The sequence below is a fragment of the Crenobacter intestini genome (assembly GCF_004919095.1).
Classification (GTDB): Bacteria; Pseudomonadota; Gammaproteobacteria; order Burkholderiales; family Chromobacteriaceae; genus Craterilacuibacter; species Craterilacuibacter intestini.
This window is the reverse complement of sequence record NZ_STGJ01000003.1, coordinates 14,018-37,279: the sequence shown is the minus strand read 5'-3', so window position 1 is coordinate 37,279 and position 23,262 is coordinate 14,018. Positions and strand designations below refer to the sequence as shown.

The 23,262-nt window shown below is 62.6% G+C and carries 17 protein-coding genes and 3 tRNA genes; 9 read left to right on the top strand and 11 right to left on the bottom strand.

Going from position 1 to position 23,262, the window contains the following annotated elements; all coding sequences use genetic code 11:
* Nucleotides 1-70 precede the first annotated feature (70 nt).
* From E5K04_RS04095 to E5K04_RS04075, 4 genes are all read right to left on the bottom strand, one after another.
* On the bottom strand, nt 71-2,092 hold the full coding sequence (locus E5K04_RS04095) for an AAA family ATPase (RefSeq protein ID WP_136551637.1): 2,022 nt from the start codon (nt 2,090-2,092) through the stop codon (nt 71-73).
* A complete protein-coding gene (locus E5K04_RS04090; RefSeq protein ID WP_136551636.1) occupies nt 2,089-2,484 on the bottom strand; it encodes a hypothetical protein in 396 nt (131 codons plus the stop codon). Before E5K04_RS04090 ends, E5K04_RS04095 begins: the two co-directional genes overlap by 4 nt.
* A 322-nt stretch (nt 2,485-2,806) precedes the next feature.
* The gene (locus tag E5K04_RS04080; protein WP_136551634.1) at nt 2,807-3,688 is read right to left on the bottom strand and encodes a hypothetical protein; all 882 of its coding nucleotides are present in this window, start codon (nt 3,686-3,688) and stop codon (nt 2,807-2,809) included.
* Nucleotides 3,689-4,076: 388 nt separating this feature from the next.
* Nucleotides 4,077-5,411, bottom strand: a complete 1,335-nt coding sequence (locus tag E5K04_RS04075) for a tyrosine-type recombinase/integrase (protein ID WP_168929151.1) — start codon at nt 5,409-5,411, stop codon at nt 4,077-4,079.
* A 217-nt stretch (nt 5,412-5,628) separates the two neighbouring features.
* Between E5K04_RS04075 and E5K04_RS04070 the strand changes: the two genes are divergently transcribed.
* Nucleotides 5,629-6,069, top strand: a complete 441-nt coding sequence (locus E5K04_RS04070) for a hypothetical protein (RefSeq protein WP_235844257.1) — start codon at nt 5,629-5,631, stop codon at nt 6,067-6,069.
* Nucleotides 6,066-7,142: a tRNA 2-thiouridine(34) synthase MnmA gene (gene mnmA / locus E5K04_RS04065; RefSeq protein WP_136551632.1), complete on the top strand. Its 1,077-nt coding sequence runs from the start codon at nt 6,066-6,068 to the stop codon at nt 7,140-7,142. Before E5K04_RS04070 ends, mnmA begins: the two co-directional genes overlap by 4 nt.
* 61 nt (nt 7,143-7,203) lie before the next feature.
* Here mnmA and E5K04_RS04060 read toward each other — a convergent pair whose 3' ends face one another.
* The gene (locus tag E5K04_RS04060; RefSeq protein ID WP_136551631.1) at nt 7,204-7,644 is read right to left on the bottom strand and encodes a VOC family protein; all 441 of its coding nucleotides are present in this window, start codon (nt 7,642-7,644) and stop codon (nt 7,204-7,206) included.
* Between the two features lie 84 nt (nt 7,645-7,728).
* Complete coding sequence (gene uvrA / locus E5K04_RS04055) at nt 7,729-10,554, bottom strand: excinuclease ABC subunit UvrA (RefSeq protein WP_136551630.1); 2,826 nt, start codon at nt 10,552-10,554, stop codon at nt 7,729-7,731.
* A 108-nt stretch (nt 10,555-10,662) separates the two neighbouring features.
* Between uvrA and E5K04_RS04050 the strand changes: the two genes are divergently transcribed.
* Together E5K04_RS04050 and E5K04_RS04045 are read left to right on the top strand one after the other, a co-directional pair.
* The gene (locus tag E5K04_RS04050) at nt 10,663-12,030 is read left to right on the top strand and encodes an MFS transporter (protein WP_136551629.1); all 1,368 of its coding nucleotides are present in this window, start codon (nt 10,663-10,665) and stop codon (nt 12,028-12,030) included.
* Between the two features lie 52 nt (nt 12,031-12,082).
* A complete protein-coding gene (locus tag E5K04_RS04045; protein ID WP_136551628.1) occupies nt 12,083-12,541 on the top strand; it encodes a single-stranded DNA-binding protein in 459 nt (152 codons plus the stop codon).
* Between the two features lie 344 nt (nt 12,542-12,885).
* On the opposite strand, the gene E5K04_RS04040 is transcribed toward E5K04_RS04045, so the two are convergent.
* Nucleotides 12,886-14,160 carry a Rid family detoxifying hydrolase gene (locus tag E5K04_RS04040; protein ID WP_136551627.1) on the bottom strand — a complete coding sequence of 425 codons (1,275 nt, stop codon included), beginning with the start codon at nt 14,158-14,160 and terminating at the stop codon, nt 12,886-12,888.
* A gap of 984 nt (nt 14,161-15,144) precedes the next feature.
* Between E5K04_RS04040 and E5K04_RS04035 the strand changes: the two genes are divergently transcribed.
* From E5K04_RS04035 to E5K04_RS04025, 3 genes are all read left to right on the top strand, one after another.
* Entirely contained in the window at nt 15,145-16,119 is a 975-nt protein-coding gene (locus E5K04_RS04035; protein ID WP_136551626.1) for an L-threonylcarbamoyladenylate synthase, read from the top strand.
* Between the two features lie 454 nt (nt 16,120-16,573).
* Complete coding sequence (locus E5K04_RS16630) at nt 16,574-18,184, top strand: methyl-accepting chemotaxis protein (RefSeq protein ID WP_168929150.1); 1,611 nt, start codon at nt 16,574-16,576, stop codon at nt 18,182-18,184.
* A gap of 151 nt (nt 18,185-18,335) precedes the next feature.
* Nucleotides 18,336-18,689 (top strand): tRNA-binding protein, encoded by a 354-nt coding sequence (locus tag E5K04_RS04025; RefSeq protein WP_136551625.1) that lies wholly within the window; start codon nt 18,336-18,338, stop codon nt 18,687-18,689.
* Between the two features lie 229 nt (nt 18,690-18,918).
* On the opposite strand, the gene E5K04_RS04020 is transcribed toward E5K04_RS04025, so the two are convergent.
* From E5K04_RS04020 to E5K04_RS04010, 3 genes are all read right to left on the bottom strand, one after another.
* A tRNA-Thr gene (locus E5K04_RS04020) sits at nt 18,919-18,994 on the bottom strand.
* Nucleotides 18,995-19,052: 58 nt separating this feature from the next.
* A tRNA-Pro gene (locus E5K04_RS04015) sits at nt 19,053-19,129 on the bottom strand.
* Nucleotides 19,130-19,218: 89 nt separating this feature from the next.
* Nucleotides 19,219-19,295, bottom strand: a tRNA-Pro gene (locus tag E5K04_RS04010).
* A gap of 88 nt (nt 19,296-19,383) precedes the next feature.
* Between E5K04_RS04010 and E5K04_RS04005 the strand changes: the two genes are divergently transcribed.
* Both E5K04_RS04005 and E5K04_RS04000 read left to right on the top strand, forming a co-directional pair.
* Entirely contained in the window at nt 19,384-20,382 is a 999-nt protein-coding gene (locus E5K04_RS04005; RefSeq protein ID WP_136551624.1) for a recombination-associated protein RdgC, read from the top strand.
* A 222-nt stretch (nt 20,383-20,604) separates the two neighbouring features.
* A complete protein-coding gene (locus tag E5K04_RS04000) occupies nt 20,605-22,032 on the top strand; it encodes a catalase (protein WP_136551623.1) in 1,428 nt (475 codons plus the stop codon).
* A gap of 244 nt (nt 22,033-22,276) precedes the next feature.
* On the opposite strand, the gene E5K04_RS03995 is transcribed toward E5K04_RS04000, so the two are convergent.
* Nucleotides 22,277-23,215: a dihydroorotate oxidase gene (locus E5K04_RS03995; RefSeq protein WP_136551622.1), complete on the bottom strand. Its 939-nt coding sequence runs from the start codon at nt 23,213-23,215 to the stop codon at nt 22,277-22,279.
* Nucleotides 23,216-23,262 lie beyond the last annotated feature (47 nt).

Sequence of the window (23,262 nt, the reverse complement as noted above, 5' to 3'; positions counted from 1 at the left end):
AAGGGGTGTGTGGCTTTTGTGGCTGCCACAGCCGGCCACAGTGGCCTTTTGTGGCTTTTGTGGCCGCGCTTCAGAGCATCCATACCCAACCGTCGGCGCAATCCATCAGGCTATTGTCGCGCAAGGCCGTAATGGCCCGCTGCGCGTAGGTGCCCCGGTCTTTGTCGCGGGTGCATTCCATCAACGGCTTGATGGCCTCCGTGTACTCACCCAAATCAATACAGGGTCTGTCGGCTGGCGCACGGCCACGGCCGCGATAAGGGCTCGCCTTCAGCATCTCGTCCAGTTTGGCGAAGGCCGCCTTGTGGCTGGCCTTGGTCGGCAGCTTGCGGCGGCTCTGTACCGTGACCGGCGCAGCATCCGGCAACGCGACGCAGGAGGTTACCGGCTCACCTTCGTCGTCGCTGCCAAGCTCGATTACGCGCAGCTTGAACGGGTGCGCGTCGCCGTCTGCCGAATCCTTGACTTTTTCAATGCGCCAGCTACGTGCTTCGCCATCGCGGGCCACTTCAATCGCGCAGTCCAGCGCGCCACGCAGAGATGAATGCCCGCGCATGCCGCGCGTGGTGTCCTTGCCGGTGTGATGCACGGCCAGCACCAGCCCGCCCAAGCGTTGCTGTAACGCCTGCAGGCCGCGCACCATCAGGCCCATATCGCCGGGTGCGTTCTCGTCGCGTCCCGGCGCGCTTTGCGCCAGCGTGTCGAGAATGACCACACCCACCTGCCCCACAGCTTCGGCCACGGTCGACACCAGCTCTTCCACGTCGGCGCGGTTGGTCAAATCAAAGTCAGACAGCAGCATGAAGTGCAAGCCAGACGGGCACGGCAGACCGTGATGCGCTTCCCATGCCGCAATGCGGTTACGCAGGCCGGCAGCGCCTTCCAGCGCCAGATAAAGCACGTCGCACGCCTTGGCCTTGTGGCCAAACCATTCAGGCAGGCCGGCAGCCAGTGACGCCGCCATGTCCAGCGCAACGAAAGACTTGCCAGCGCTCGATGCCCCGAAGATTGCGCCCACACCTTCCAACGGCAGCACGTTGTGAATGCGCCAGCGCAATGGCGGCATGGCCAGCAGGTCACGCGCGCTTGTAACGCGGTAGCGCGGCGCGGGCGTGGCTTCCGGCACTTCTGGTGCGTCTGGCTGGTGTTCCGGGTAGCGCACGCCGGCCAGCAGGTCGGCCAGCACGTCCGCGCCATGCTCGGCGGCAAAGTCGCCAACGTCTGCATTGCTCGGCATGTCGGCGGGCAGTTCACACCAGCCAATCCCCGGCAGGCTCGCGGCAATCGCGGCAGCCTCGGTCTCCTTACCAACGTCGGGCAGCAACACCAGCGGCAGCCCTTCGTGCTTCTGGCGCAAGGCTTCGGCCACCCGGCGCACGTTGCCGGAGCCAAAGCACACCACGGCGGCGTGCCCGGTCGCCTGCCAGACTGCCCACGCAGCTGAAATTCCTTCGCACAGGTAGGCCGGCCCCTCTCCAAGTTGTCCGACGACGTGCAGCCCGCCCGCCATGCTCGCGCCGGGCAGGTTCAACTTCTTTGCTCCAGCCTGCGGCGGAATGAATTGTAGGCTTTGCAACTCTCCTCCCGGCGCACGACACGGAAGAACGAGCCAGCCGGCGACGCTCAGCCCGGCAATGGTCAGGCGCGGCGCGCTTGCCGGGTACAAGCCCAAGCCGTCAGGGTGTCCCCCCTTGCGCACGATGTAGCCGTGGCCAGCATCAGCAGGCACGCAGCGGCCCCACACTTCGGCAGCGCTCACGGCAGGCGCTTTGCGAGCTGGCTCGGCCACCACCGGGCGCACCGGGCGGACGTGCTCGATGCGCTGGCCGTCGTCGCGCCAGCCATGCTCACGCGCCACATGGAACAGCGTGCCGGCGCGTACCTTGCCGTCCGGCTGGATGCTACGCCATGCGCCCTCGACGTCACGCCGGCCACCGTAGTTGGCAGCGGATACGCTCCATTCATCGGCGTCGTCCACCGTCAGCCCGGCATCCTTGGCCGCGGCCAGCAGGCGCACCCATTCGATACGCGGGACGCCGGGGTCGCAGGCGAACAGGGCGCTGCGTGCGCGCTCGATGTCGGGCGTCATCATGCGCTCCCCTTGGCGTCCGGCATGCCGCCACGCAAACTGATGGCTGCTTGTACGGGCGCGGCTTGAAAATCAAGCCGATAAGCCGCAATCGGCCGTACCCGACCAGGACTGTTCACTCTGCGCTTTGACATGGCCCAGCCTGCTTCAATAAGGTCAAACACGATTGCCGCGAGCCGCCACGATGGCTCGAAATCGTCTTGTCTTAGCTCCTCGCCTGCCAGCAAGCGCTGCAAAACCATCCAGGCCAGCGTTTGCGGATTTGGCCAAAGTGCCGGCTCCGCAAATGGGCATTCAAACCCCGGCAGGTGAAGTTGTTCGTCGGCAATGTTATAATTAACTTTGACCTCTGCGCTCTGTTCATTTTTTTTGGATGGGGCGTTTTCTTTTTTCATTTCTACGCCTCCCCCACTAGCCTTGCCAAATCGGAGACGCGCCAAAGCAAGCGTCTACCGATGCGCACAGGCTGGATTGGCCCATTGCCGTAGCAGGCCCATTTATACAGCGTCTGTGGCTTATGCAGAATTGCGGGAGCCGCCTCATCGGTCAAAACAAATTCCCGCCCGGAAGCAACAAATTCCTTAATGGTCGACATATTGCATGCCCTACGCGGCCATTGCCGCTTATTGATACAGCACGAACAATATGCGCAAAAAAAACCCGCTTCATCTAAGCGGGCCTTAGCGGCCTTAACGGGCTTTAGCGGTACTTAGCAGCCTACCTATACACCTTTTTTAGCCTAGCCAGCCGTTTTGCCACATCCTTTTTTTTGACAGCTTTACCCCGCGAAAGCTCATCATCAACCCAAAGTCCTTCTTCATTTACGTCGTAGATACACGAACCAGGCTTACCGGCACGGACAACAAGCAGACTCCAAAGTTTCGCCGCACAAATTTCGCTGATTGGTATGCCAGACTCTTTAATAACATGCAAAATCTCAGACTTCATTGCATCGAATCGTTGCCGCTTACCTGATTGTAATTTCCTAAGTGCCTCATGGCGTTGTGCGCCAGACACCTGCCCACCCTCCGCCTTTTCACTAGTCGGCGCAACTTGCGACCCATACTCTCTCCACTGAATCAGCTTTTCATGGCGGCGCTTGGCAGCATCTACCATCGCCTCGTCGGCAAACTCAAGAACCTCCCAATCAACCGGTTCTTCCGGGGCGACCAACATTCCACTTCGCAACTGTTCTATCAGCCCCAACCACCATTTGAGTTTCGCCAGTTTTTTATCAAGCTCTGCCTCATTCTCATTCGGCAGATTGGCAGCCATTCGCCCCCTCAGCTTTTCAAGCTTATCGTTCACACAATCGGTCAACGCCCAGAGATTGAATGACTCTTCCATTTCAAGTGGCGGAACACACAACTGACACACCACTTCCAAATCATCATGACAAGCTCCGGAGACAACTGCATCACCGTCATCGAAAAGTTCGGCGGCGCTCTGATTCACCCCCTTCGCCTGCCCTTCACCGCTCTCAGCGTGCGTGTCATTGGTCTCTAGTGTGACAATGGGTTCTCTCCCCTCGCCCGGCTTTACCAGTTCATCGTCTATTTTTCCCTCAACCTTCTTTCCCGTCGATTCAATTGCCGTCATGGCTGCATCCTTACAGTAATGTGCTTATTGCACAGGAACATCACCACCTCCTTGCAAGGAACCCTTACCTGAAATTGACATAATAAATTAATGAGGCAGCCGCACTAACTCCCGCACTAACTATGCATACAGAGCCTGCTTCCGCCTGCTATCGCAACTGCACATCACCAGCAATTATCCCGCGCCACAGGTAATGGTGTATGTCTTGGAAGAATTCCCTAGCACCCTGACAGTTGCTTGTAACGCCTAAGCTATTCACAGGCAACTACGGGCAAAGACCGCTACGGCCACGGAGGAAGTATTGGTCGTAAGTTTTCGGAAGCCAAAAAAAAAGCAATAAAATCCGGCCGCGAACTCGCGATGGATTCGGCAGGACAGGCGAATTGCCTCAAGCTACCACACGCAATCCCGGCGCGGCTGTCCCGGCTTCCGGCTGCTGAATGCCTGCTTCGGTCAGGATGAACTTCTCAATGCGGTCGTGCCATAGGCGGAGCATGTCCAGCGGGCGCGGCTTGTAGTTTATTTCGCTCGCACCGACTGCGGCGTGCCCCTGTATCTGGCGCGTCACCCCCGCCGGACACTCCGTCCAATCGGCCAGTACCGAAAAACTGCGGCGCAAGCCGTGGATGGTCACATGCGGCAGTCCGGCCATCTGGATGGCCTCCTGCATGCGCGCACGCGCGTCCCTAATCCGCCCGGTACTGGATTGCTTGCTGGCGAACACGAAGCCGTTGATGCGCGGCAGCGATTGCAGCAGCGCGCACAGGTAGGGTGGCAGCGGCACGAAACGCCCGTCTTCGCTGGTCTTGTCCTGTACGATGTGGATGTAGCGCCACTCAAACGAAATGTGCTCCCAGCGCAGGCGGGCGATTTCCTCCTTGCGTGCCCCGGTGAGCAGCAACGTTTGCAGGAAGGCGGACGCGGTCACGTTCGGGCATTGCCGGATGGCCTTGAACCACGCGGCCAGCATCTCGCGCTGCAGGCAGTCGTGCCGCACCTTCGCCTTGGCGACATGCTTGCGCACACGGTTCATGCCGAACGCCAGAATGTCGACAAGCCCCTTAGTGTCGTCCTGCTCTTCACACCAGCTCGCAAAGCCTCGCAGGAAACGAAACGCCAGCCGGGCAGCTGCCGGACGAATGGCCGATTCCTGCTGCAGCCACTCTTCCAGCTTGGCGGCATCCAACTCGCGCAGGGGGACGTCAAACAGCGCGTATAACGCGCCCGGCGTGCGAGGCTTGCCGCCACGCTGTCGTGTGAGTCCGGGGGCTAGCGCGGCCTTCTCCATCGCTTCGATGGTGCGGGGGCGCCACGTCGGATTCGACACCATGTAGCGTGGCCACAATTCCCCCACGGTGACGGATTCGCGCATGGCGGCTATCTTGCGCTGCTCGGCCTCCTGCTTCTTGGCCGCTTTTTGCTCGCGCGGGTCGATGCCTTGGTCGCACAGCGTCTGCAAGCGTCGCGCTTCCTTGCGCGCGCTGGGCTCGCCGCAGCCGGCAGGTACGTCCAGGCGCCACGCTTTCACATCGCCAATCACGACACGGCAGCATGAGCCGTTCACGCGGCTCTGGAAGATGAACGCCTTGCTGCCGGAGGGTGTCGCACGTACGCCAAGCCCCTTCACTTCTGCGTCCCACAGGAAGGCTTGCGCCTTGCCCGGCTCGCACTTGAATTTTTCAATGCGTGGTATCGTTAGGTTCACGTTGGCCTTGGTTGACATGACCACCTCCATGGCCGGTTTTCATGTAAGCACTTTGTAAGCAGAATGTAAGCAAAAAGGTCCATGTGTGTCAAAGTCATCATGCCATAGACATTCTGCAAAAACCGCGCAAAGCCTTGTGTTTATTGGGTTTTTCGCAACAACATCCATATTTGTCAATGCGACGGAATTCACAAATGAGCTAAGGCTTTGTTATCATTACGGCTGCAGCAAACAGGTGTCGTTTGAGGTGAGCGAGGCGGGCCGCGCGCGGCTCGCCGAAATTTTTTCGGACGTCGGCCACGCGAACGCCGAGCGCAAAGCGATCGCCGACGCCATCGTCGAACTCTATCGCGAGGCGGCCGCCCACGCGCCGATCAGCGCGGACAAGGGCGGCAACTTCGGCGACGGCAGCGCGGACGGCCGCATGGATTGCGTCGACCACAGCGAGAACGACACGACGTTCATGCGCTACCTTGCAGGGCAAGGCTGGTTGCGTCACCACCGCGTCGAAAAACCGGCGTGGCGCGCGCCGTGGATCGTCGATTTGCACTACGCGAGCCGCCTGACCGATGCCCAAAGCGGCGAGGCGTGGATCGTCGACAGCTGGTTTTTCGACTTCGGCCACAAGCCGGTGGTCTTACCGTATCAACAGTGGAAGAAGGGCTATACCCCGTGACGGGAAAAAAACGCATCGTCGTCGGCATGTCCGGCGGCGTCGACTCGTCGGTCACCGCCTGGCTGCTCAAGCAGCAGGGGCATGAGGTGATCGGCGTGTTCATGCAGAACTGGGAAGACGACAACGACGACCAGTACTGCTCGATCAAGCAGGACGCGCTCGACGCCTTGAGCGTCGCCGACATAGTCGGCATCGACATGGAAATCGTCAACTTCGCCGGCGAGTACAAGGACCGCGTGTTCAAGTACTTCCTCGACGAATACTCGGCCGGCCGCACGCCGAACCCGGACGTGTTGTGCAACGCCGAGATCAAGTTCAAGGCCTTCCTCGACTACGCGATGTCGCTCGGCGCCGACTGCATCGCGACCGGCCACTACGCGAGAAAGCTCGAGCAAGGCGGCGTCCACTACCTGATGAAGGGTCTGGACGAAACCAAGGACCAGAGCTACTTCCTGTACCGGCTGACCCAGTCGCAGCTCTCGCGCGCGATCTTCCCTCTGGGCGATATCCGCAAGAGCGAGGTGCGCCGGCTGGCCGAGGAAGCGAAACTGCCGACCGCCAAGAAGAAGGATTCGACCGGCATCTGCTTTATCGGCGAGCGGCCATTCCGCGAGTTCCTGCAACGCTACCTGCCGACGCAGCCGGGCGAGATGGTCACCCCCGAGGGCAAGGTCGTCGGCGAACATATCGGGCTGATGTACTACACGCTCGGCCAGCGCAAGGGACTGAACATCGGCGGCGCCAAGGACGGTAGCGGCGAGCCGTGGTTCGTCGCCGGCAAGGATTTGCCGGCCAACCGGCTGGTCGTCGTGCAGGGGCACGACCACCCGCTGCTGCTCAAGCCGGTGCTCGAGATGTCGCAACTGAGCTGGACGCTGGACGCAGCGCCCGCCCCCGGCGCGTACAGCGCGAAGAACCGCTACCGGATGCCGGACGCGCCTTGCACGCTGTCCGCCGTGGCGGACGGCCGCGCGACGCTGACCTTCGCCGAGCCGCAATGGGCGGTGACCCCCGGCCAGTCGGCCGTGCTGTACGACGGCGATATCTGTCTGGGCGGCGGCATCATCCTCTGACAGAAGCACACAAGACAAAGGGCAGCCCGAGGGCTGCCCTTTTTTGTCGCGACCAGCCTGCTCAGCCGGCGATGCTGCGCGCCTTGCCGATCTTGAGCTTGCCGGTCAGCCAGGTGTAGTCGTAGCTGACGATCTCGTACGGGTTGCCGAAGGGGTCGACGAAGGCGACCGACAGGTAACTGCCGTGATCCTCGACCGAGTCGCGGGCGATGGTCTCGCCCTTGGCGTCCTTCACCCGCTCGCCGGCGAGCTGGTCCAGCCACTCCATGAAGTCCTGCCCGCCGACGACAAACGACACCGACCCGGGCGGGCATTCGGGCGCGGCGTGCTCGGCAAGCGCGAGGCGGATCGAACCGGAGGCGTTGGCCAGCATGGTCGTGCCGTTGGTCTTGCGAAAACGCGCGTCCGGCCCCAGCCCGAGCACGCGCTGGTACCAGCCCAGCGCTTGCGTCAGGTTATCCACCCTGACGTGGATATGGTCGATCTTGCCCAGGTTCAACATGTCTGCCCCTTGTAACGGCACGTCACGCACCGTCTTATGACTTTAGACTTATTCTAGTGACAAAACCCGGCCAACCGAAACCGCTTATTGTTTTTCCTGCAACAGCGGCGCGAGGTAGCGGCCGGTATGGCTCGCGGGGTTGGCGGCCACCGCCTCGGGCGAGCCCTCGGCGAGGATGGTGCCGCCGCCGGCACCACCCTCCGGCCCTAGGTCGACCAGCCAGTCGGCGGTCTTGATCACGTCGAGGTTGTGCTCGATCACCACCACGGTATTGCCGTTTTCGCGCAGGCGGGTCAGCACCTTGAGCAAGAGGTCGATGTCGTGGAAGTGCAGGCCGGTGGTCGGCTCGTCGAGGATGTACAGCGTGCGGCCGGTGTCGCGCTTGGACAGTTCGAGCGCGAGCTTGACCCGCTGCGCCTCGCCGCCGGACAGCGTGGTCGCGCTCTGCCCCAACCGGATGTAGCCGAGGCCGACGTCCATCAGCGTCGAGAGCTTGCGCGCGATCGATGGCACCGCCGAGAAGAACTCGAACGCCTGCTCGACCGTCATCTCGAGCACTTCGGTGATGTTGCGGCCCTTGTACTGCACCTCCAGCGTCTCGCGGTTGTAGCGCTTACCGTGACAGACATCGCACGGCACGTAGATGTCGGGCAGGAAGTGCATCTCGACCTTGATCATGCCGTCGCCCTGGCACGCCTCGCAGCGGCCGCCCTTTACGTTGAAGCTGAAGCGGCCCGGGCCGTAGCCGCGCTCGCGCGACAGCGGCACGCCGGAGAAGAGCTCGCGGATCGGCGTGAAGAGACCGGTATAGGTTGCCGGGTTCGAGCGCGGCGTGCGCCCGATCGGGCTCTGGTCGACGTTGATCACCTTGTCGAGCTGCTCCAGCCCCTTCACCTCGCGGTAGGGAGACGGCTCTTCGCCCGCGCGGTTCAGCTCGCGCGCGGCGAGCTTGTAGAGCGTGTCGTTGATCAGCGTGCTCTTGCCCGAGCCGGAGACGCCGGTCACGCACACCATCATCCCCAGCGGCAGGCTGAGCGTCACGTCCTTCAGGTTGTTGCCGGTCGCGCCGATCAGCTCGAGCATGCGCGCAGGATCAGGCACCCGCCGCGCATGCGGCACGCCGATGCGCCGCCGCCCGGACAGGTAGGCGCCGGTCACCGAGCCTTCGCAGGCGGCGACCTCGGCCGGCGTGCCGGCCACCAGCACCTCGCCGCCGTGCTCGCCGGCGCCCGGCCCCATGTCGACCAGGTAGTCGGCCGCGCGGATCGCGTCCTCGTCGTGCTCGACGACGATCACGCTGTTGCCCAGGTCGCGCAGGCGCATCAGCGTCGAGAGCAGGCGGTCGTTGTCGCGCTGGTGCAGGCCGATCGACGGCTCGTCGAGCACGTACATCACGCCGGTCAGCCCCGAGCCGATCTGGCTGGCCAGCCGGATGCGCTGCGCCTCGCCGCCGGACAGGGTGTCCGCCGAGCGCGCGAGGCACAGATAGTCGAGGCCGACGTTGTTGAGGAAGGACAGGCGCTCGCGGATCTCCTTGACGATCTTGTCGGCGACCTGCTGGCGCTGGCCCTCGAACACCAGACCCGCGAAGAACGACGACGCGTCCTTCAGCGACAGGGTGTTGATCTCGTAGAGCGGGCGGCCGCCGACCAGCACGTTGCGCGCCTCCAGCCTGAGGCGCGAGCCGTGGCAGCTCGGGCAGGCCTGGTTGTTCTGGTACTTGGCCAGCTCCTCGCGCACCGCGGACGAGTCGGTCTCGCGGTAGCGGCGCTCGAGGTTGGGCAGGATGCCCTCGAACGGGTGCTCGCGCGAGAAGCGGGTGCCCTTCTCCGACAGGTAGCTGAACGCGATCGCCTCGCGCCCCGAGCCGTGCAGCACCACGTGGCGCACCTTTTGCGGCAACTCCTCGAACGGGGTGTCGATGTCGAAATCGTAATGGGTCGCCAGGTTCTGCAGCATCTGGAAGTAGAACTGGTTGCGCCTGTCCCAGCCCTTGATCGCGCCGGCCGCGAGGCTCAACTCGGGGTGGGCGACCACCCGCTTGGGGTCGAAGAAGGTGATCTCGCCCAGTCCGTCACACTTCGGGCACGCGCCCATCGGGTTGTTGAACGAGAACAGCCGCGGCTCGAGCTCGGGCAGGCTGTAGCTGCACACCGGGCACGCGAACTTGGCCGAGAACCAGTGCTCCTGGCCGCTGTCCATTTCCACCGCGATCGCGCGCCCATCGGCGTGGCGCAGCGCGGTCTCGAAGCTCTCGGCCAGCCGCTGCTTCGCGTCGGCACGCACCTTCAGGCGGTCGACCACCACCTCGACGGTGTGCTTCTTGTTCTTGTCGAGCTTGGGCACCGCGTCGATCTCGTGCACCTCGCCGTCGACGCGCACGCGCACGAAGCCCTGCGCACGCAACTCGTCAAACAGGTCGACGTTCTCGCCCTTGCGCCCGACGATCACCGGCGCGAGCACCATCACCTTGGTCTCGGCCGGCAGCGCGAGCACATGGTCGACCATCTGGCTGACCGTCTGCGAGGCGAGCGGCACATGGTGGTCCGGGCAGTACGGCTCGCCGACCCGCGCGTACAGGAGGCGCAGGTAGTCGTGGATCTCGGTGACGGTGCCGACGGTCGAGCGCGGGTTGTGGCTGGTGGCCTTCTGCTCGATCGAGATCGCCGGCGACAGGCCCTCGATCAGGTCGACGTCCGGCTTTTCCATCAATTGCAGGAACTGGCGGGCGTAGGCGGACAGGCTCTCGACGTAGCGGCGCTGCCCCTCGGCGTACAGGGTATCGAACGCCAGCGAGCTCTTGCCGGAGCCGGACAGGCCGGTGATCACGATCAGCCGGTGCCGGGGCAGGTCGAGGTCGACGTTTTTAAGGTTGTGCGTGCGCGCGCCGCGGATGCGGATATTGTCCATGCCTTACCCACAATGAATCGGTGAACCTGATAATATACCCGACTTACCGAGTCGGGCTCCAGCCAAGCCGGCCGCCCGGATACCGTCCCCCGGAACCACCGTCATACCATGAATTCTCTGGAATTGCGCGCAAGCCTAGGCCTGGCGGGCGTCTACGCCCTCAGGATGCTGGGCATGTTTCTGATCCTGCCCGTGTTCGCGCTTTACGCGCACACCCTGCCCGGCGGCGACAACGCCGCGTGGATCGGCTTCGCGCTGGGCAGCTACGGGCTGACCCAGGCGTTGCTGCAGCTGCCGCTGGGCATGCTCTCCGACCGCATCGGCCGCAAGAAGGTCATCTACGGCGGCCTCTTGCTGTTTGCCGCGGGCAGCTTTGTCGCCGCCGGCGCGACCGACCTTGTCTGGCTGACCATCGGCCGGGTGATCCAGGGCGCCGGCGCGATCTCGGCCGCGATCACCGCGCTGCTGGCCGACCTGACCCGCGAGGAAGTGCGCACCCGCGCGATGGCGATGATAGGCATGAGCATCGGCACCACCTTCGCCGTGTCGCTGGTGCTCGGCCCCCTGCTCGCCAGCGTGATCGGCGTGTCCGGCATCTTCACGCTCACCGGCGTGCTCACGCTGATGGCGCTGGTCGGCGTGTGGCGGCTGATCCCCGACCCTGCCCGCTCGCGCTTTCATGCCGACGCCGAGGCAAAGCCGGCACGCCTGCTGCCGGTGCTCAAGGACGGCCAGCTCGCCCGCCTGAATTTCGGCATCTTCGCGCTGCACGCCGCGCAGATGGCGATGTTCGTCGCCCTGCCCTTCGCGCTGACCGCCACCGCCCACCTCGACAAGGCGCACCACTGGCAGGTGTACCTGCCAGTGGTGGTGGTCGGCTTCGTGCTGATGGTGCCGGCGATCATCTACGGCGAGAAAAAGCACAAGCTCAAGCAGGTATTCGTCGGCGCCGTCGGCCTGATGACCGTCGCCCAGCTGGGCATGGCCGCCACGCTCGACACCTTCTGGCAGATCGTGCTCTGGCTCGGCCTCTACTTCATCGCCTTCAACATCCTCGAGGCGACGCTGCCCTCGCTGATTTCCAAGATCGCGCCGGCCGACGCCAAGGGCACGGCGATCGGCGTGTATAATACCGCCCAGTCCTTCGGCCTCTTCGTCGGCGCCGCCGCCGGCGGCTGGCTGTACGGCCGCTACGGCGCGGCGGGGGTATTCGCCTTCACCGGTATCCTGATGGCGCTGTGGCTGGTGCTGGCCTCGTCGATGCGCCCGCCGATGGCGGTACGCACGGTGATGCTGCGTATCGGCAACGGCTGGCAGGGCGACGCACAAAAGCTGTCGCAGAAACTTGCGGCACAAAGCGGGGTGCGCGAAGCTGTCGTCGTGCCCGAGGAACGTGTCGCCTACCTGAAGGTCTCGCAGCAAGCGTGGGACCAGGCAGCCGTCGAGAAGCTGATCCGGGAAACCTTCCCGACCTGAACACCCGGCCGCCGGCGTTGCCGCCGGCCAAGAAACGAACGGAGACGAGAACATGAACAGCATTTCCTTTGACGGCCGTGTCGCCGCCGACGCCGAACTGCGCTACACCCCGAGCGGCGAGCCGGTGCTGAGCTTCCGCGTGGCCAGTGATATCGGCTTTGGCGAACGCAAGACCACCAACTGGTTTGCCTGCCAGGTATGGGGCAAGCGCGGCGAAAGCCTGCAGCGCTTCCTCTCCAAAGGCCAGCAGGTCACCGTTTACGGCCAGCTGACCCTGCGCGAATGGACCGACAAGGACGGCGGCAAGCGCCTGTCGCCCGACGTGCGCGTCAACGAGTTGAGCCTGCAAGGCGGCAAGCGCGACGAAGGCGCGCCGATGGACGATGGCTACTACGGCAGCGCGCCGGCCCGCAGCGCACCGTCCGCGCCGCCGGCTGCACCGCGCCGCCAGGAAGCCCCGGTCGCCCCGCCCCAGCGGATGGACGACCTCGAGGACGACATCCCCTTCTGAGGTATACCTAAGACATTAGGTGTAAATTTTTTCTTCCAAGGCCCTGTATTTACAGGGCTTTTTATTTTCCCCTCACTCACACCGATTTGTTAACTCTTCGACGCAAACCGAGCCGATTCCGATCTTTGCTTAAACACCCCGACCAAAGAAAATGATCGACCCCGCAATTAAAAAATTCGAAATACAAATAGAGCAGACCGAACCACGCAAGACGGCACATGAGCAAAAATACGATTCGACAGCACGACCACGAACGGATGACCGGCTGATTGCGACCACGAAAAATAAAAAAGCCGGAGAGCTTATCTCCGGCTTTCAAATGCGGGCATTGCTGCCCGGATCCATTAGCGCTTCGGCGAGGTGCCTTCAGCATTTGCCACAACTACGTCGATCTGGATCAGCGCGTCTTTCGGCAGGGCCGACACACCCACGGTACGGCGGGCAGGAACGCCACCCGGGAAGAAGCCTGCGTACACTTCTTCAACCGCAGCCATGTCGTCGATGTTCTTCAGGAAGACGTTGACCTTGACCACATCGGCGAGCACGTGGCCGATGCTCTCCACGATGGCCTGGATGTTCTTCAGGCACTGGCCAGCCTGCTCTTTCACGCCGCCAGCCACGATGGCACCGGTCTTGGCGTCCAGCGGCAGCTGGGCCGACAGGTGGTTGTAGTGGGAGAACGCGACGGTCTGGGTCGAGAGCGGGCACTTCGGTGCATTGTCAGTGTTATGCGCCCAGATCACGATGCCGTGACGGTCTTCCACAGCCTGCGGCGGGGTGCCGTCACCGTGCGACACGACCGCCTCGACTTGCACCAGTGCGTCCATCGGCAGTGCAGCGGCGGCGATCATGGTGCGTGCCGGCACGTAAGCCACGGCACGGGCGATTGCGGAGTCCGGGAAGAAGGTCTTGTAGACTTCGTTCACGGCCTCAACGTCAGCAAAGTTCTTCAGGAAGATGTTGACCTTGACGATATCGTCGAAAGGCACGTCGATCCCTTCGAGGATCGCCTTGACGTTTTTCAGGCACTGGGCAGCCTGCTCTTTGACGCCGCCTGCCACCAGCTTGCCGGTCTTCGGGTCGACCGGCAGCTGCGCCGAGATGTTGTTGTAGTGGGAGAACGCAACCGTCTGGGTCGACAGCGGGCTGACCGGAGCGTTGGCCGTATTGCGGGACAGCTTGATCAGGTCGCCTGCTTGCGGGGCATTCGGGATGGTGCCTTCGCCGTTTGACAGCAGTGCATCCACCTGCACCAGTGCGCCCATCGGCAGCGCGTCAACGGCCACGGTGGTCAGCGCAGGCATGTAGCCATTGGTAAAGCAGGACGCATAGACTTCGTTGACAGCGTCGACATCCGCAATGTTCTTGACGAAGATCGAGATGCGAACCACGTCGTCCATTACATGGCCAATGCTTTCAACAACAGCCTTGATGTTCTTGAAGCTCTGGACGGCCTGCTCTTTGACACCACCGGCAACCAGCGCGCCGGTTTTCGGGTCAACCGGCAATTGCGCGGAAAGATTGTTGTAATGAGAAAAAGCCACAGTCTGCGAATATGCCCCGATAGCCTTGGGTGCATTTTCGGTATTTCTTGCTAGCACTGCGTTGAAGCCGCTCATAGTCTTACTAAACCTTTCTGCTGGATTCTGGTTAAACGCGTGGCCATCACTTCCATACGTCTTTATCGGGCAGCCGCCACGGCTATATTCGGGCTACGCGAGGCTTTAAAATAAACACATAAAAACCGCACGAAAACCCCATGTAAATTATCCAATGACTTAGGCGTTAATCAAAACAACACCAAAATCAGGAATCGCCAATATAGACTCCAAAAATCATAAGCGTCAACACTTCACACCAGACAAAAATTTCTAACACGTTAATAAATGACATGATTCTATCTGGAAAATAAAATCAACAACTGAAAAATTTTAATACGCACAAAAAAACTGCAAAATAAAATAATATAACAATGGTATTTAAAGCAAAAGGCACACAAAAATCTCTTTGTCATCATGCTTGACAGCCAGCTCTGGTCGATCGTCCGCTGCAGATAGACAGCATTTGAAAGGTATTCGGCGGAGATGCCTCGTCAAGAAACGCTACTCCTACCTTTACTAAATTACGACGCAAAAACTCATTGGCATAATCGCCGGATGCATGCATTGAAGACTTTTCGCACACAGCAATCCCCTCAGCGCCTTCCTGCGCTGCAGTGAAGACTGGCGTTCAACATGCTCAGGTAACCGCGCATGACCGCCCGCCGAACCCAGCCCCCGTTCCAACCATCGGATTGCAAGGACCAAAAGCAGGCTTGACTTGCAGCCACCTGCATCCTGCCCCCTTTCCGGGAGCCGGTCCTGCCGCAAAACGGCCAGTGCAGCGACCTTGCCGACGGCCTACTACCCATTTGCAATAAGAGTGCGTCAAATCCACCCTGCCATCGTTCGGAAAATTTTTTCTCGCCTCACGCAGCGTGAGGCAGCAGACCTCCCCCCACTTTCCTTCCACGTGGCGCGCGCACGCAGGTCGAAACCTGCGCCGCCAAAAACCTTTCGTCATGGCACAATACGCGCCGCACCCCAAGAACGGAAAACCGCAGCATGCTTCACCTGACAGATACCCGCGCCGACATTGCACAGGCCGTTGCCCTGTTGCGCGCTGGCGAACTGGTTGCCATCCCTACCGAAACCGTATACGGGCTCGCCGCGCTGGCGAGCAAACCAGACGCGGTCGCCAAAGTCTTCGCGGCCAAGGGCCGCCCGGCCGACCACCCCCTGATCGTCCATTTGCCTTCCAAGAGTCACCTTGCACATTGGGCCGCTCAGGTGCCCGACGTCGCATGGCAACTGGCCGACGCATTCTGGCCAGGCCCGCTGACCATGGTGTTGCCGGCAGCGACGCACGTCTCGCCGCTGGTCAATGGCGGACAAGCCACCGTCGCCGTGCGCTGGGCCGACCACCCCCTGCTGCAGGCGGTACTCGACGAACTGGGCGAAGCCCTGGTCGCCCCGTCCGCCAACCCGTTCGGCCGGATCAGCCCCACTTCGGCCCCCCATATCCTCGAACACATGGCAGGCCGCATTCCTGCGGTACTCGACGGCGGCGCTTGCCGCATCGGCATCGAGTCGACGATTGTCGACCTTTCCAGTCCTACCCCGGCCATCCTGCGGCCCGGACAGGTTTCCGCGGACGCGCTTGCCCCCTGGCTCTCCGTCGCCGCGCACGCCCCCGCCAACGCACCACGCGTGCCGGGCGCGCTGGCTGCCCACTATGCGCCGCGCCACCGCTGCTACCGGCTGGAAGCGGGTGAACTGGCTACGCTTCCGTCAGACTGGGACTGGAACCACACCGCGCTGCTCGCTTTTGGCCGCCCGCATGCCGCGGCAGGCTGGCAGCGCGTACTGCCGGCCGACCCGGCAGGCTACGCACAGACGCTGTACGCGACACTGCATGAGGCGGACCAGAGCGGTTGCGAGCTGATCCTGGTCGAGATGCCTCCGGACACGCCCGACTGGGCCGCGGTACGTGACCGACTGGGCCGCGCCAGCGTCGGCTTCGCACAATACACGGCGTAAGCTGCAACAGACCGGCCACGAAAAACTGCCCCCCGGCCGGTTTTTTATGCTCAGGCTGGTCAACAGGCACTCTGCGGCATTTCCAGCCCCCGGATGCGTCCCGCCTGACGGACACGGTCAGGCCTGAGCACGCCGCTAACCGTCCATGGCAAGCAGGCCTTGCGAGCATCGGTCTCCCAGCCGCTACGGCATGGATGCCGGCATGCCGGTACACCAGCACATTCCCCAAAAATCACCTGCACGGCCATCCCGCCCCCGCAACAGCCAGCGTCTGCAATTCGTCGATAGCCAACCAGACAATCCGCCCCCCTTGGGCAAGGAGCCGCCTGCACGTGGGATTGGCATTGCCTTTAACTTGATCACGGTCAATTCATGCCTCCATGGATAAAACATCTAATGAATACTGGTTATTAACGTAAAGGCGCGCAGGTCTGTACGCCGGACAAGGGGAAACATGTCATTGAAGAAGCAAATCTTGCTGGCGTTTATCAGCTCGCTGGCACTGATGGCCGCAGCGGTTTTGCTATCGCTATACGGGCTAGGCCAGATCAATGCGGGGTTCACCCGGCTGGCCCAACACGAGCAAGTGCTCTCCGACGCTTTTTCATCGATGTACGCACAAGGCCTGCAAAGCGGGCAGGCACTGCGCAACGTGATGCTCGACCCGGAAAACCAGACCGGCCACAAGAATCTGGCCAAGGCGCAACAGGCTTTCGCGGAGGCATTGGCCCAGGCCGAGGCGCTGGGTGACTCCCCAACGGCGAGCGCGCTGTCTTCCATCCATAAAAAAAGCAAGCAGCGCAACCAGCTGATCACCGAAGTTGCCCGCCTCGCGTCGATCGACGGCACCCAGGCACGCAGCCTGCTCAATACCAGGGAAACGCCCTTGTGGCGTGAAATCCGCCAGTTGCTGATCGACGGCAGCAAGGCGGTCGACGCCCGGGCTGCCGCACAGCGCGAGCAGCTCGGCGAACAGCTGCAACAGTTTGAGCTTGCCTGCGCTGCGCTCGCGGTGCTGGCCGTCCTCTGCGCAGCTGCCTCGGTCGCATGGATGCTGCGCGGGCTCAAGGCAAGCCTGGGTGCAGACCCGCGCGAACTGTCGGATGCGGCAAGGCAGGTCGCGGCCGGGCATCTGGACATTGAATTGCCTGCGGCCACACAGGGCAGCGCGATGGGGGCCATGGCGCAGATGCAGCAGGGCCTGCGCGAGCTGGTCGGCGCGATCCGCACCCGCACCGACGAGCTCTCCAGCCAATCCGGACAGCTTCGCGAGCAATGCGACGGCCTGTTCGGCCGCCTGGCGGCGCAGGGGGACGCGGTCTCGTCGATGGCCAGTTCGGTTGAAGAGCTGACGGTCAGCGTCAACCATATTGCCGAATCGGGCGAGACCATCCTCGCACGCGCAGGCGAAGGACGCGGACAGTCCGGCGAAGGGCTGGCCGCGATCGGACGGGCGCAGGCCGGGATGGGCGACGTCGAGGCCACCGCCAGGGCGGTCGGCCAGGTACTGACCGAGCTGCACGCCGAATCGGAAAAAATCGGCAATATCGTCAACGTGATCCGCGATGTCGCCGAGCAGACCAACCTGCTCGCCCTGAACGCGGCTATCGAGGCGGCCCGCGCCGGCGAATCCGGCCGGGGGTTTGCCGTGGTCGCCGACGAGGTGAGGAAGCTTGCCGAGCGCACGGCCCGCTCGACCGGCGAGATTGAAAGCACGATGGCGCGGATCATACGGAGCATCGAAGGCGCCAACGACGCGATGCAGGCCGGCAACGAGGCAGTCGTGACCCAGCAGAAACTGATCACCCAGGCCGGCGATACGCTCGGGCAACTCGCGACGGTCAGTCAGGATGTCGAAGTTCAGGTCGCGCAGATCGTCGATGCCATCGGCGAACAAGGCGCAGCCAGCCGGGAGATTGCGGCGACTGTCGAGCAGCTGGCGCAACTGTCCGACCAGAACCGACAGGCATTAGACCACAGCCATGCGGCCATCAACGAAAGTGCGGAACTGGCCGCGGCACTGCGCGACACGACAGGCCGCTTCACGCTGGGCACGGCAGCCTGAGCCTCATCGGGTAGCCATCCTCAACAAGCGGGAAAGCCAGGTGCCGGCAACGGTGCCTGGTTTCGGCGCCATACCCCCGCTTATCATTGCCTCGCAGGGCACCCATGGGGTTGAATGACTTTCACCCTCCAAATCCACTCAGGAGCTGCGCATGAGCCACCCCGTCAAACCACTGGTCACGCTGGCCGACCTGGACAAGCTAGACATCCGCTGCGGCACCATCACCGCGCTCAATGACGTGCCGCGCTCGGATAAAGTGGTCCAGCTATCCGTCGACTTTGGCGACTTTGAGCGCACCATCGTGTGCGGCATCAAGCAGGAGCGCGCAGACCTGCAAGCACTTGTGGGGCTGCAGGCGCTGTTTGTGGTGAACCTGGCGCCGAAGAAAATCTGTGGCGTGCTGTCGGAAGGAATGATGTTCGATATCGGGTACGCCGATGGTTTGCTGCCGGCAGCGCTGGCACAGCCCGAATTTCCCGTCCCCAACGGGGTACGTGCAGGCTGAACCGTCGGTGAGGTCGGCTAGGCCATGACAAGGCCCGCCCCCTGGACTAGCCGGATGCCCATCAGGCACGTCATGGCTAGCGAGCCCGTTCCGCAGCGCTGGGGACAATAAACCCGCAAACGCGGTGAAATGCGTGCCACGTTAGACAAAACGGGCTGCGTGATGGCTACACGGCGCAGAAAAGCAAAAAGGACAACCCTTGCGGATTGGCCTCAGTGCTTGATTACTATGGTGCCGATAATAGGAGTCGAACCTACGACCTTCGCATTACGAATGCGCTGCTCTACCAACTGAGCTATATCGGCAAACCAACTTGTTAAAATGGCCTTGATTCAAACTATCAAATCAAGGCCATCTTGAATCTGGTCGGAGTGAGAGGATTCGAACCTCCGGCCTCTACGTCCCGAACGTAGCGCTCTACCAGGCTAAGCTACACTCCGATGCTTCAACTTGTTTCCGTTGAAGAGCCATTAATTTACCGGAAGATCCGGACAATTGCAAGCATTTCGTTTCAAACCCTTCAAAATTCTGGTCGGAGTGAGAGGATTCGAACCTCCGGCCTCTACGTCCCGAACGTAGCGCTCTACCAGGCTAAGCTACACTCCGCTTCCGAATTTTGTTTCTCTAAAACTCCGTCTGCCACCGCTTCTGCGGTACAATCGTTGCTTCAGAGGACGCGCATTATGTATCAAATATGTGGATTAAGCAACTATCTTTTTATCGATTGAGTGGCGAGTCGCTGACTGACTCCGAAAAACTCTCTACCGCGCTTGCCAAGCGTCCCTTCCACGCCTGCTCCGGCCTTGACTGGTTCAGCGAGGGCTGGGTACCGCCGGCAGGCTTCCTCAGTGATCCGGTCTACCCCGCGCAGGGCAAGCTGATGGTCTCGCTCAAGCGCGAGGACAAGGTGTTGCCCGCCGGCGTGATCCGCGACTTCCTTGACGCCAAGATCAGCGAGATCGAGGCGAGCGAGCTGCGCAAGGTCGGCCGCAAGGAGAAGCTCGAACTGAAGGAGCAGATCACCGACGACCTGCTGCCCCGCGCCTTCACCCGCTCCAGCCGGCTGAGCGCCTACCTCGACCTTGGCCGCGGCTGGCTGATGGTCGACAGCGGCACCGCCAGCAAGGCCGAGGCGCTGGTCTCGCAGCTGCGCGAGGCGCTGCCGCCCTTCCCCGCCGCGCTGCCGCGCACCCAGCTCTCGCCGCACGCGGCAATGACCGCGTGGGTCGCCGACGGCGAAGCGCCGGAAGGCTTCGAGCTGGACGCGGAGTGCGAGCTGAAGGACCCGGCCGAGAACGGCGCGGTGATCCGCTGCACGCGGATGGACCTCACCAGCGAGGAGATCCGCCAGCACATCGCGAACGGCATGCTGGTGACGCGCGTCGGCCTGATCTGGCGCGAACAGGTCCGCTTCGTGCTGACCGACACCCTGCAGCTGAAGCGCATCCAGTTCCTCGACGTGCTGCAGGAAGAGGCCAGCGGCGCCGGTGACGACGTGGAAAGCCTGTTCGAGGCGAGCTTCCTGATCGGCAGCGAGGCGCTCGGCGAGATCGTCGACGCGCTGGTCGAGGCGCTGGGCGGGCTGACCGAAGACCAGCAGGCGGCACCGGCACCGGCCGGCACGGCCGCTGCGCCCGCTGCGCAGCCAGACCCCGGCCAGGCCGCCGGCGGCAGCGACGTACCCTGGGACTGAATACCCCGACACCCGCAAAGGAGGCTATGTCTCCTTTTTTTGCGATAGCGAAATACTAACTATCGACATTAAACAATCAATTTAACAAAGCTATAACAAGCCACCATAATCGCTCCACACACAGCAGGACAGCACCATGGACAACCACCGCAACTGGCTGGAACACTGGTTCGAGGTCTACGCGAACCTGGTCTGGCTGCAATGATCAAGACGGAGCGAAACATGCAAAAACTGACAACCCAGGCCGGCGCACCGGTCCCCGACAACCAGAACGTGATGACCGCCGGCGCGCGCGGCCCGATGCTGCTGCAGGACGTGTGGTTCCTCGAGAAACTCGCGCACTTCGACCGCGAAGTGATCCCCGAGCGGCGCATGCACGCCAAGGGCTCCGGCGCCTACGGCACCTTCACCGTCACCCACGACATCAGCCGTTACACCCGCGCCCGCCTGTTTTCGGCCGTCGGCAAGCAGACCGAGCTGTTCGCGCGCTTCTCGACCGTCGCCGGCGAGCGCGGCGCAGCGGACGCCGAACGCGACATCCGCGGCTTCGCGCTGAAGTTCTACACCGAGGAAGGCAACTGGGACCTGGTCGGCAACAACACGCCGGTGTTCTTCCTGCGCGACCCGCTGAAATTCCCCGACCTCAACCATGCGGTCAAGCGCGACCCGCGCACCAATATGCGCAGCGCCAACAACAACTGGGACTTCTGGACGCTACTGCCCGAGGCGCTGCACCAGATCACCTACGTGATGGGCGACCGCGGCATCCCGGCGAGCTACCGCCACATGCACGGTTTCGGCAGCCACACCTTCAGCCTGATCAACGCGGCGGGCGAGCGCCACTGGGTGAAGTTCCACTTCAAGACCCAGCAAGGCATCCAGAACCTGAGCGACGCCGAGGCCCAGGCGCTGGTCGGCCGCGACCGCGAGAGCGCGCAGCGCGACCTGCTGGAGAGCATCGACAATGGTGACTACCCGCGCTGGACGATGTTCATCCAGGTAATGACCGAGCAGCAGGCCGCCGAGTGCCCGTTCAACCCGTTCGACCTGTCCAAGGTCTGGCCGCACGGCGACTACCCGCTGATCGAGGTCGGCGAATTCGAGCTGAACCGCAACCCGGCCAACTACTTCGCCGAGGTCGAGCAGGCGGCGTTCAACCCTGCCAATGTGGTGTCCGGCATCAGCTTCTCGCCCGACCGCATGCTGCAGGGCCGGCTGTTCTCCTACGGTGACGCGCAGCGCTACCGCCTGGGCGTCAACCACGGCCAGATCCCGGTCAACGCGCCGCGCTGCCCGTTCCACAGCTACCATCGCGATGGCGCGATGCGCATGGACGGCAACCACGGCAGCACGCTCGCCTACGAGCCGAACAGCTACGGCCAGTGGCAGCAGCAGCCCGACTACAGCGAGCCGCCGCTTGCGCTCTCCGGCGCCGCCCAACGCTGGAACCACCGCGACGACACCGACTACTACAGCCAGCCGCGCGCACTGTTCCGGCAGATGGACGCCGACGAGCGGCAGCGCCTGTTCGACAACACGGCCCGCGCGATGGGCGACGCCGACGTCGAAATCAAGCGCCGCCATATCGCCAACTGCACGCAGGCAGATCCCGAATACGGCGCAGGCGTCGCGCGCGCCCTCGGCCTGTAAGCTGCCCCAGCCCCGCCGCCCCCTGCCCCGGGGGCGGTTTGACAAATCTTTAGACAGGAATGATTATCATCACCATTCATCTAAAAGGACTTTTGCCATGTTCGCCTGGATCGGACGCCACCCGCTGCAACGCGGCAGCGGCATCGCCATTTTCGCCCTCGGCTGGCTCAGCCTGCTGTGCCGCTGAGCCCAGCGCAAAAAAACGCCCCGCAATGCGGGGCGTTCTCGTTGCGGCAAAAACCGCTCACATCGTCTTGAGCTTGCCGCGGAAGTCGGCCAGCGTCGCGTAGCCCTTCTGCTGCATCAGCGCGGCGAGTTCGTCGCGGATGCGCGCGAAGCAGGCCGCGCCCTCCTCGTACAGGCAGGTACCCACCTGCACGGCGGTCGCGCCGGCCAGGATGTGCATGAACGCCTCGCGGCCGCTCTTGACACCGCCACAGCCGATCACATGCTTGTCGTCCAACAGGCGGTAGAACTCGCGCACGTTGGCGAGCGCCGTCGGCAGCACATAGTCGCCGCCGATGCCGCCCAGGCCGCCCTTGGGCTTGATCACCACCGACTCGCTGTCCAGGTCGATCACCAGGCCGTTGCCGACCGAGTTGATGCAGGTCACGTACTTGAGCGAGGGGAAGCTGTTGAGCACCGACGCCATCTCGGCGAAGTGTACCGGGTCGAAGTAAGGCGGCAGCTTCACGCCGAAGGGCTTGTGGTAGACCTTGACCACTTCGGAGAGCACGTGGCTGGACGCCTCGAAGTCGTAACCGATCTGCGGCTTGCCCGGCAGGTTCGGGCAGCTGAGGTTCAATTCGACCAGGCACGGCAGGTCGGCGTCGCGGAACGCGGCCAGCATCTCGAGGTTGTCTTCCAGCGACATGCCGGACACTGAGACGAACAGCGGCTTGCCGCCCTGGTGGTCGTACGCCTTCGCGTAGTCGAGGTAGTACTGGTAGCCGGCGTTGGGCAGGCCCATCGAGTTGATGCTGCCATGCGGCGCCTTCGCGTAGCGCGGCTCGGGGTTGCCTTCGCGCGGCAGGAGCGTGCAGCTCTTGGTGATCAGCGCGCCGGCGGCGGACGCGGCGACGGCGTCGAGTTCTTCACGCGAGCGGCACATCACGCCGGACGCGTTGTAGAGCGGGTTCTCCATGTTGACACCCAACCAGGAGACGGAAAGATCGACAGCCATGTGCATTCCTTGCAAAACAAAACCTAAACCGGCCAAGTCTAGCAAGC

Coding starts and splice junctions, on each gene's coding strand:
- E5K04_RS04095 (WP_136551637.1), bottom strand. CDS start 2,092: ATGATGACGCCCGACATCGAGCGCGCACGCAGCGCCCTGTTCGCCTGC.
- E5K04_RS04090 (WP_136551636.1), bottom strand. CDS start 2,484: ATGAAAAAAGAAAACGCCCCATCCAAAAAAAATGAACAGAGCGCAGAG.
- E5K04_RS04080 (WP_136551634.1), bottom strand. CDS start 3,688: ATGACGGCAATTGAATCGACGGGAAAGAAGGTTGAGGGAAAAATAGAC.
- E5K04_RS04075 (WP_168929151.1), bottom strand. CDS start 5,411: ATGTCAACCAAGGCCAACGTGAACCTAACGATACCACGCATTGAAAAA.
- E5K04_RS04060 (WP_136551631.1), bottom strand. CDS start 7,644: ATGTTGAACCTGGGCAAGATCGACCATATCCACGTCAGGGTGGATAAC.
- uvrA (WP_136551630.1), bottom strand. CDS start 10,554: ATGGACAATATCCGCATCCGCGGCGCGCGCACGCACAACCTTAAAAAC.
- E5K04_RS04050 (WP_136551629.1), top strand. CDS start 10,663: ATGAATTCTCTGGAATTGCGCGCAAGCCTAGGCCTGGCGGGCGTCTAC.
- E5K04_RS04045 (WP_136551628.1), top strand. CDS start 12,083: ATGAACAGCATTTCCTTTGACGGCCGTGTCGCCGCCGACGCCGAACTG.
- E5K04_RS04040 (WP_136551627.1), bottom strand. CDS start 14,160: ATGAGCGGCTTCAACGCAGTGCTAGCAAGAAATACCGAAAATGCACCC.
- E5K04_RS04035 (WP_136551626.1), top strand. CDS start 15,145: ATGCTTCACCTGACAGATACCCGCGCCGACATTGCACAGGCCGTTGCC.
- E5K04_RS16630 (WP_168929150.1), top strand. CDS start 16,574: ATGTCATTGAAGAAGCAAATCTTGCTGGCGTTTATCAGCTCGCTGGCA.
- E5K04_RS04025 (WP_136551625.1), top strand. CDS start 18,336: ATGAGCCACCCCGTCAAACCACTGGTCACGCTGGCCGACCTGGACAAG.
- E5K04_RS04005 (WP_136551624.1), top strand. CDS start 19,384: ATGTGGATTAAGCAACTATCTTTTTATCGATTGAGTGGCGAGTCGCTG.
- E5K04_RS04000 (WP_136551623.1), top strand. CDS start 20,605: ATGCAAAAACTGACAACCCAGGCCGGCGCACCGGTCCCCGACAACCAG.
- E5K04_RS03995 (WP_136551622.1), bottom strand. CDS start 23,215: ATGGCTGTCGATCTTTCCGTCTCCTGGTTGGGTGTCAACATGGAGAAC.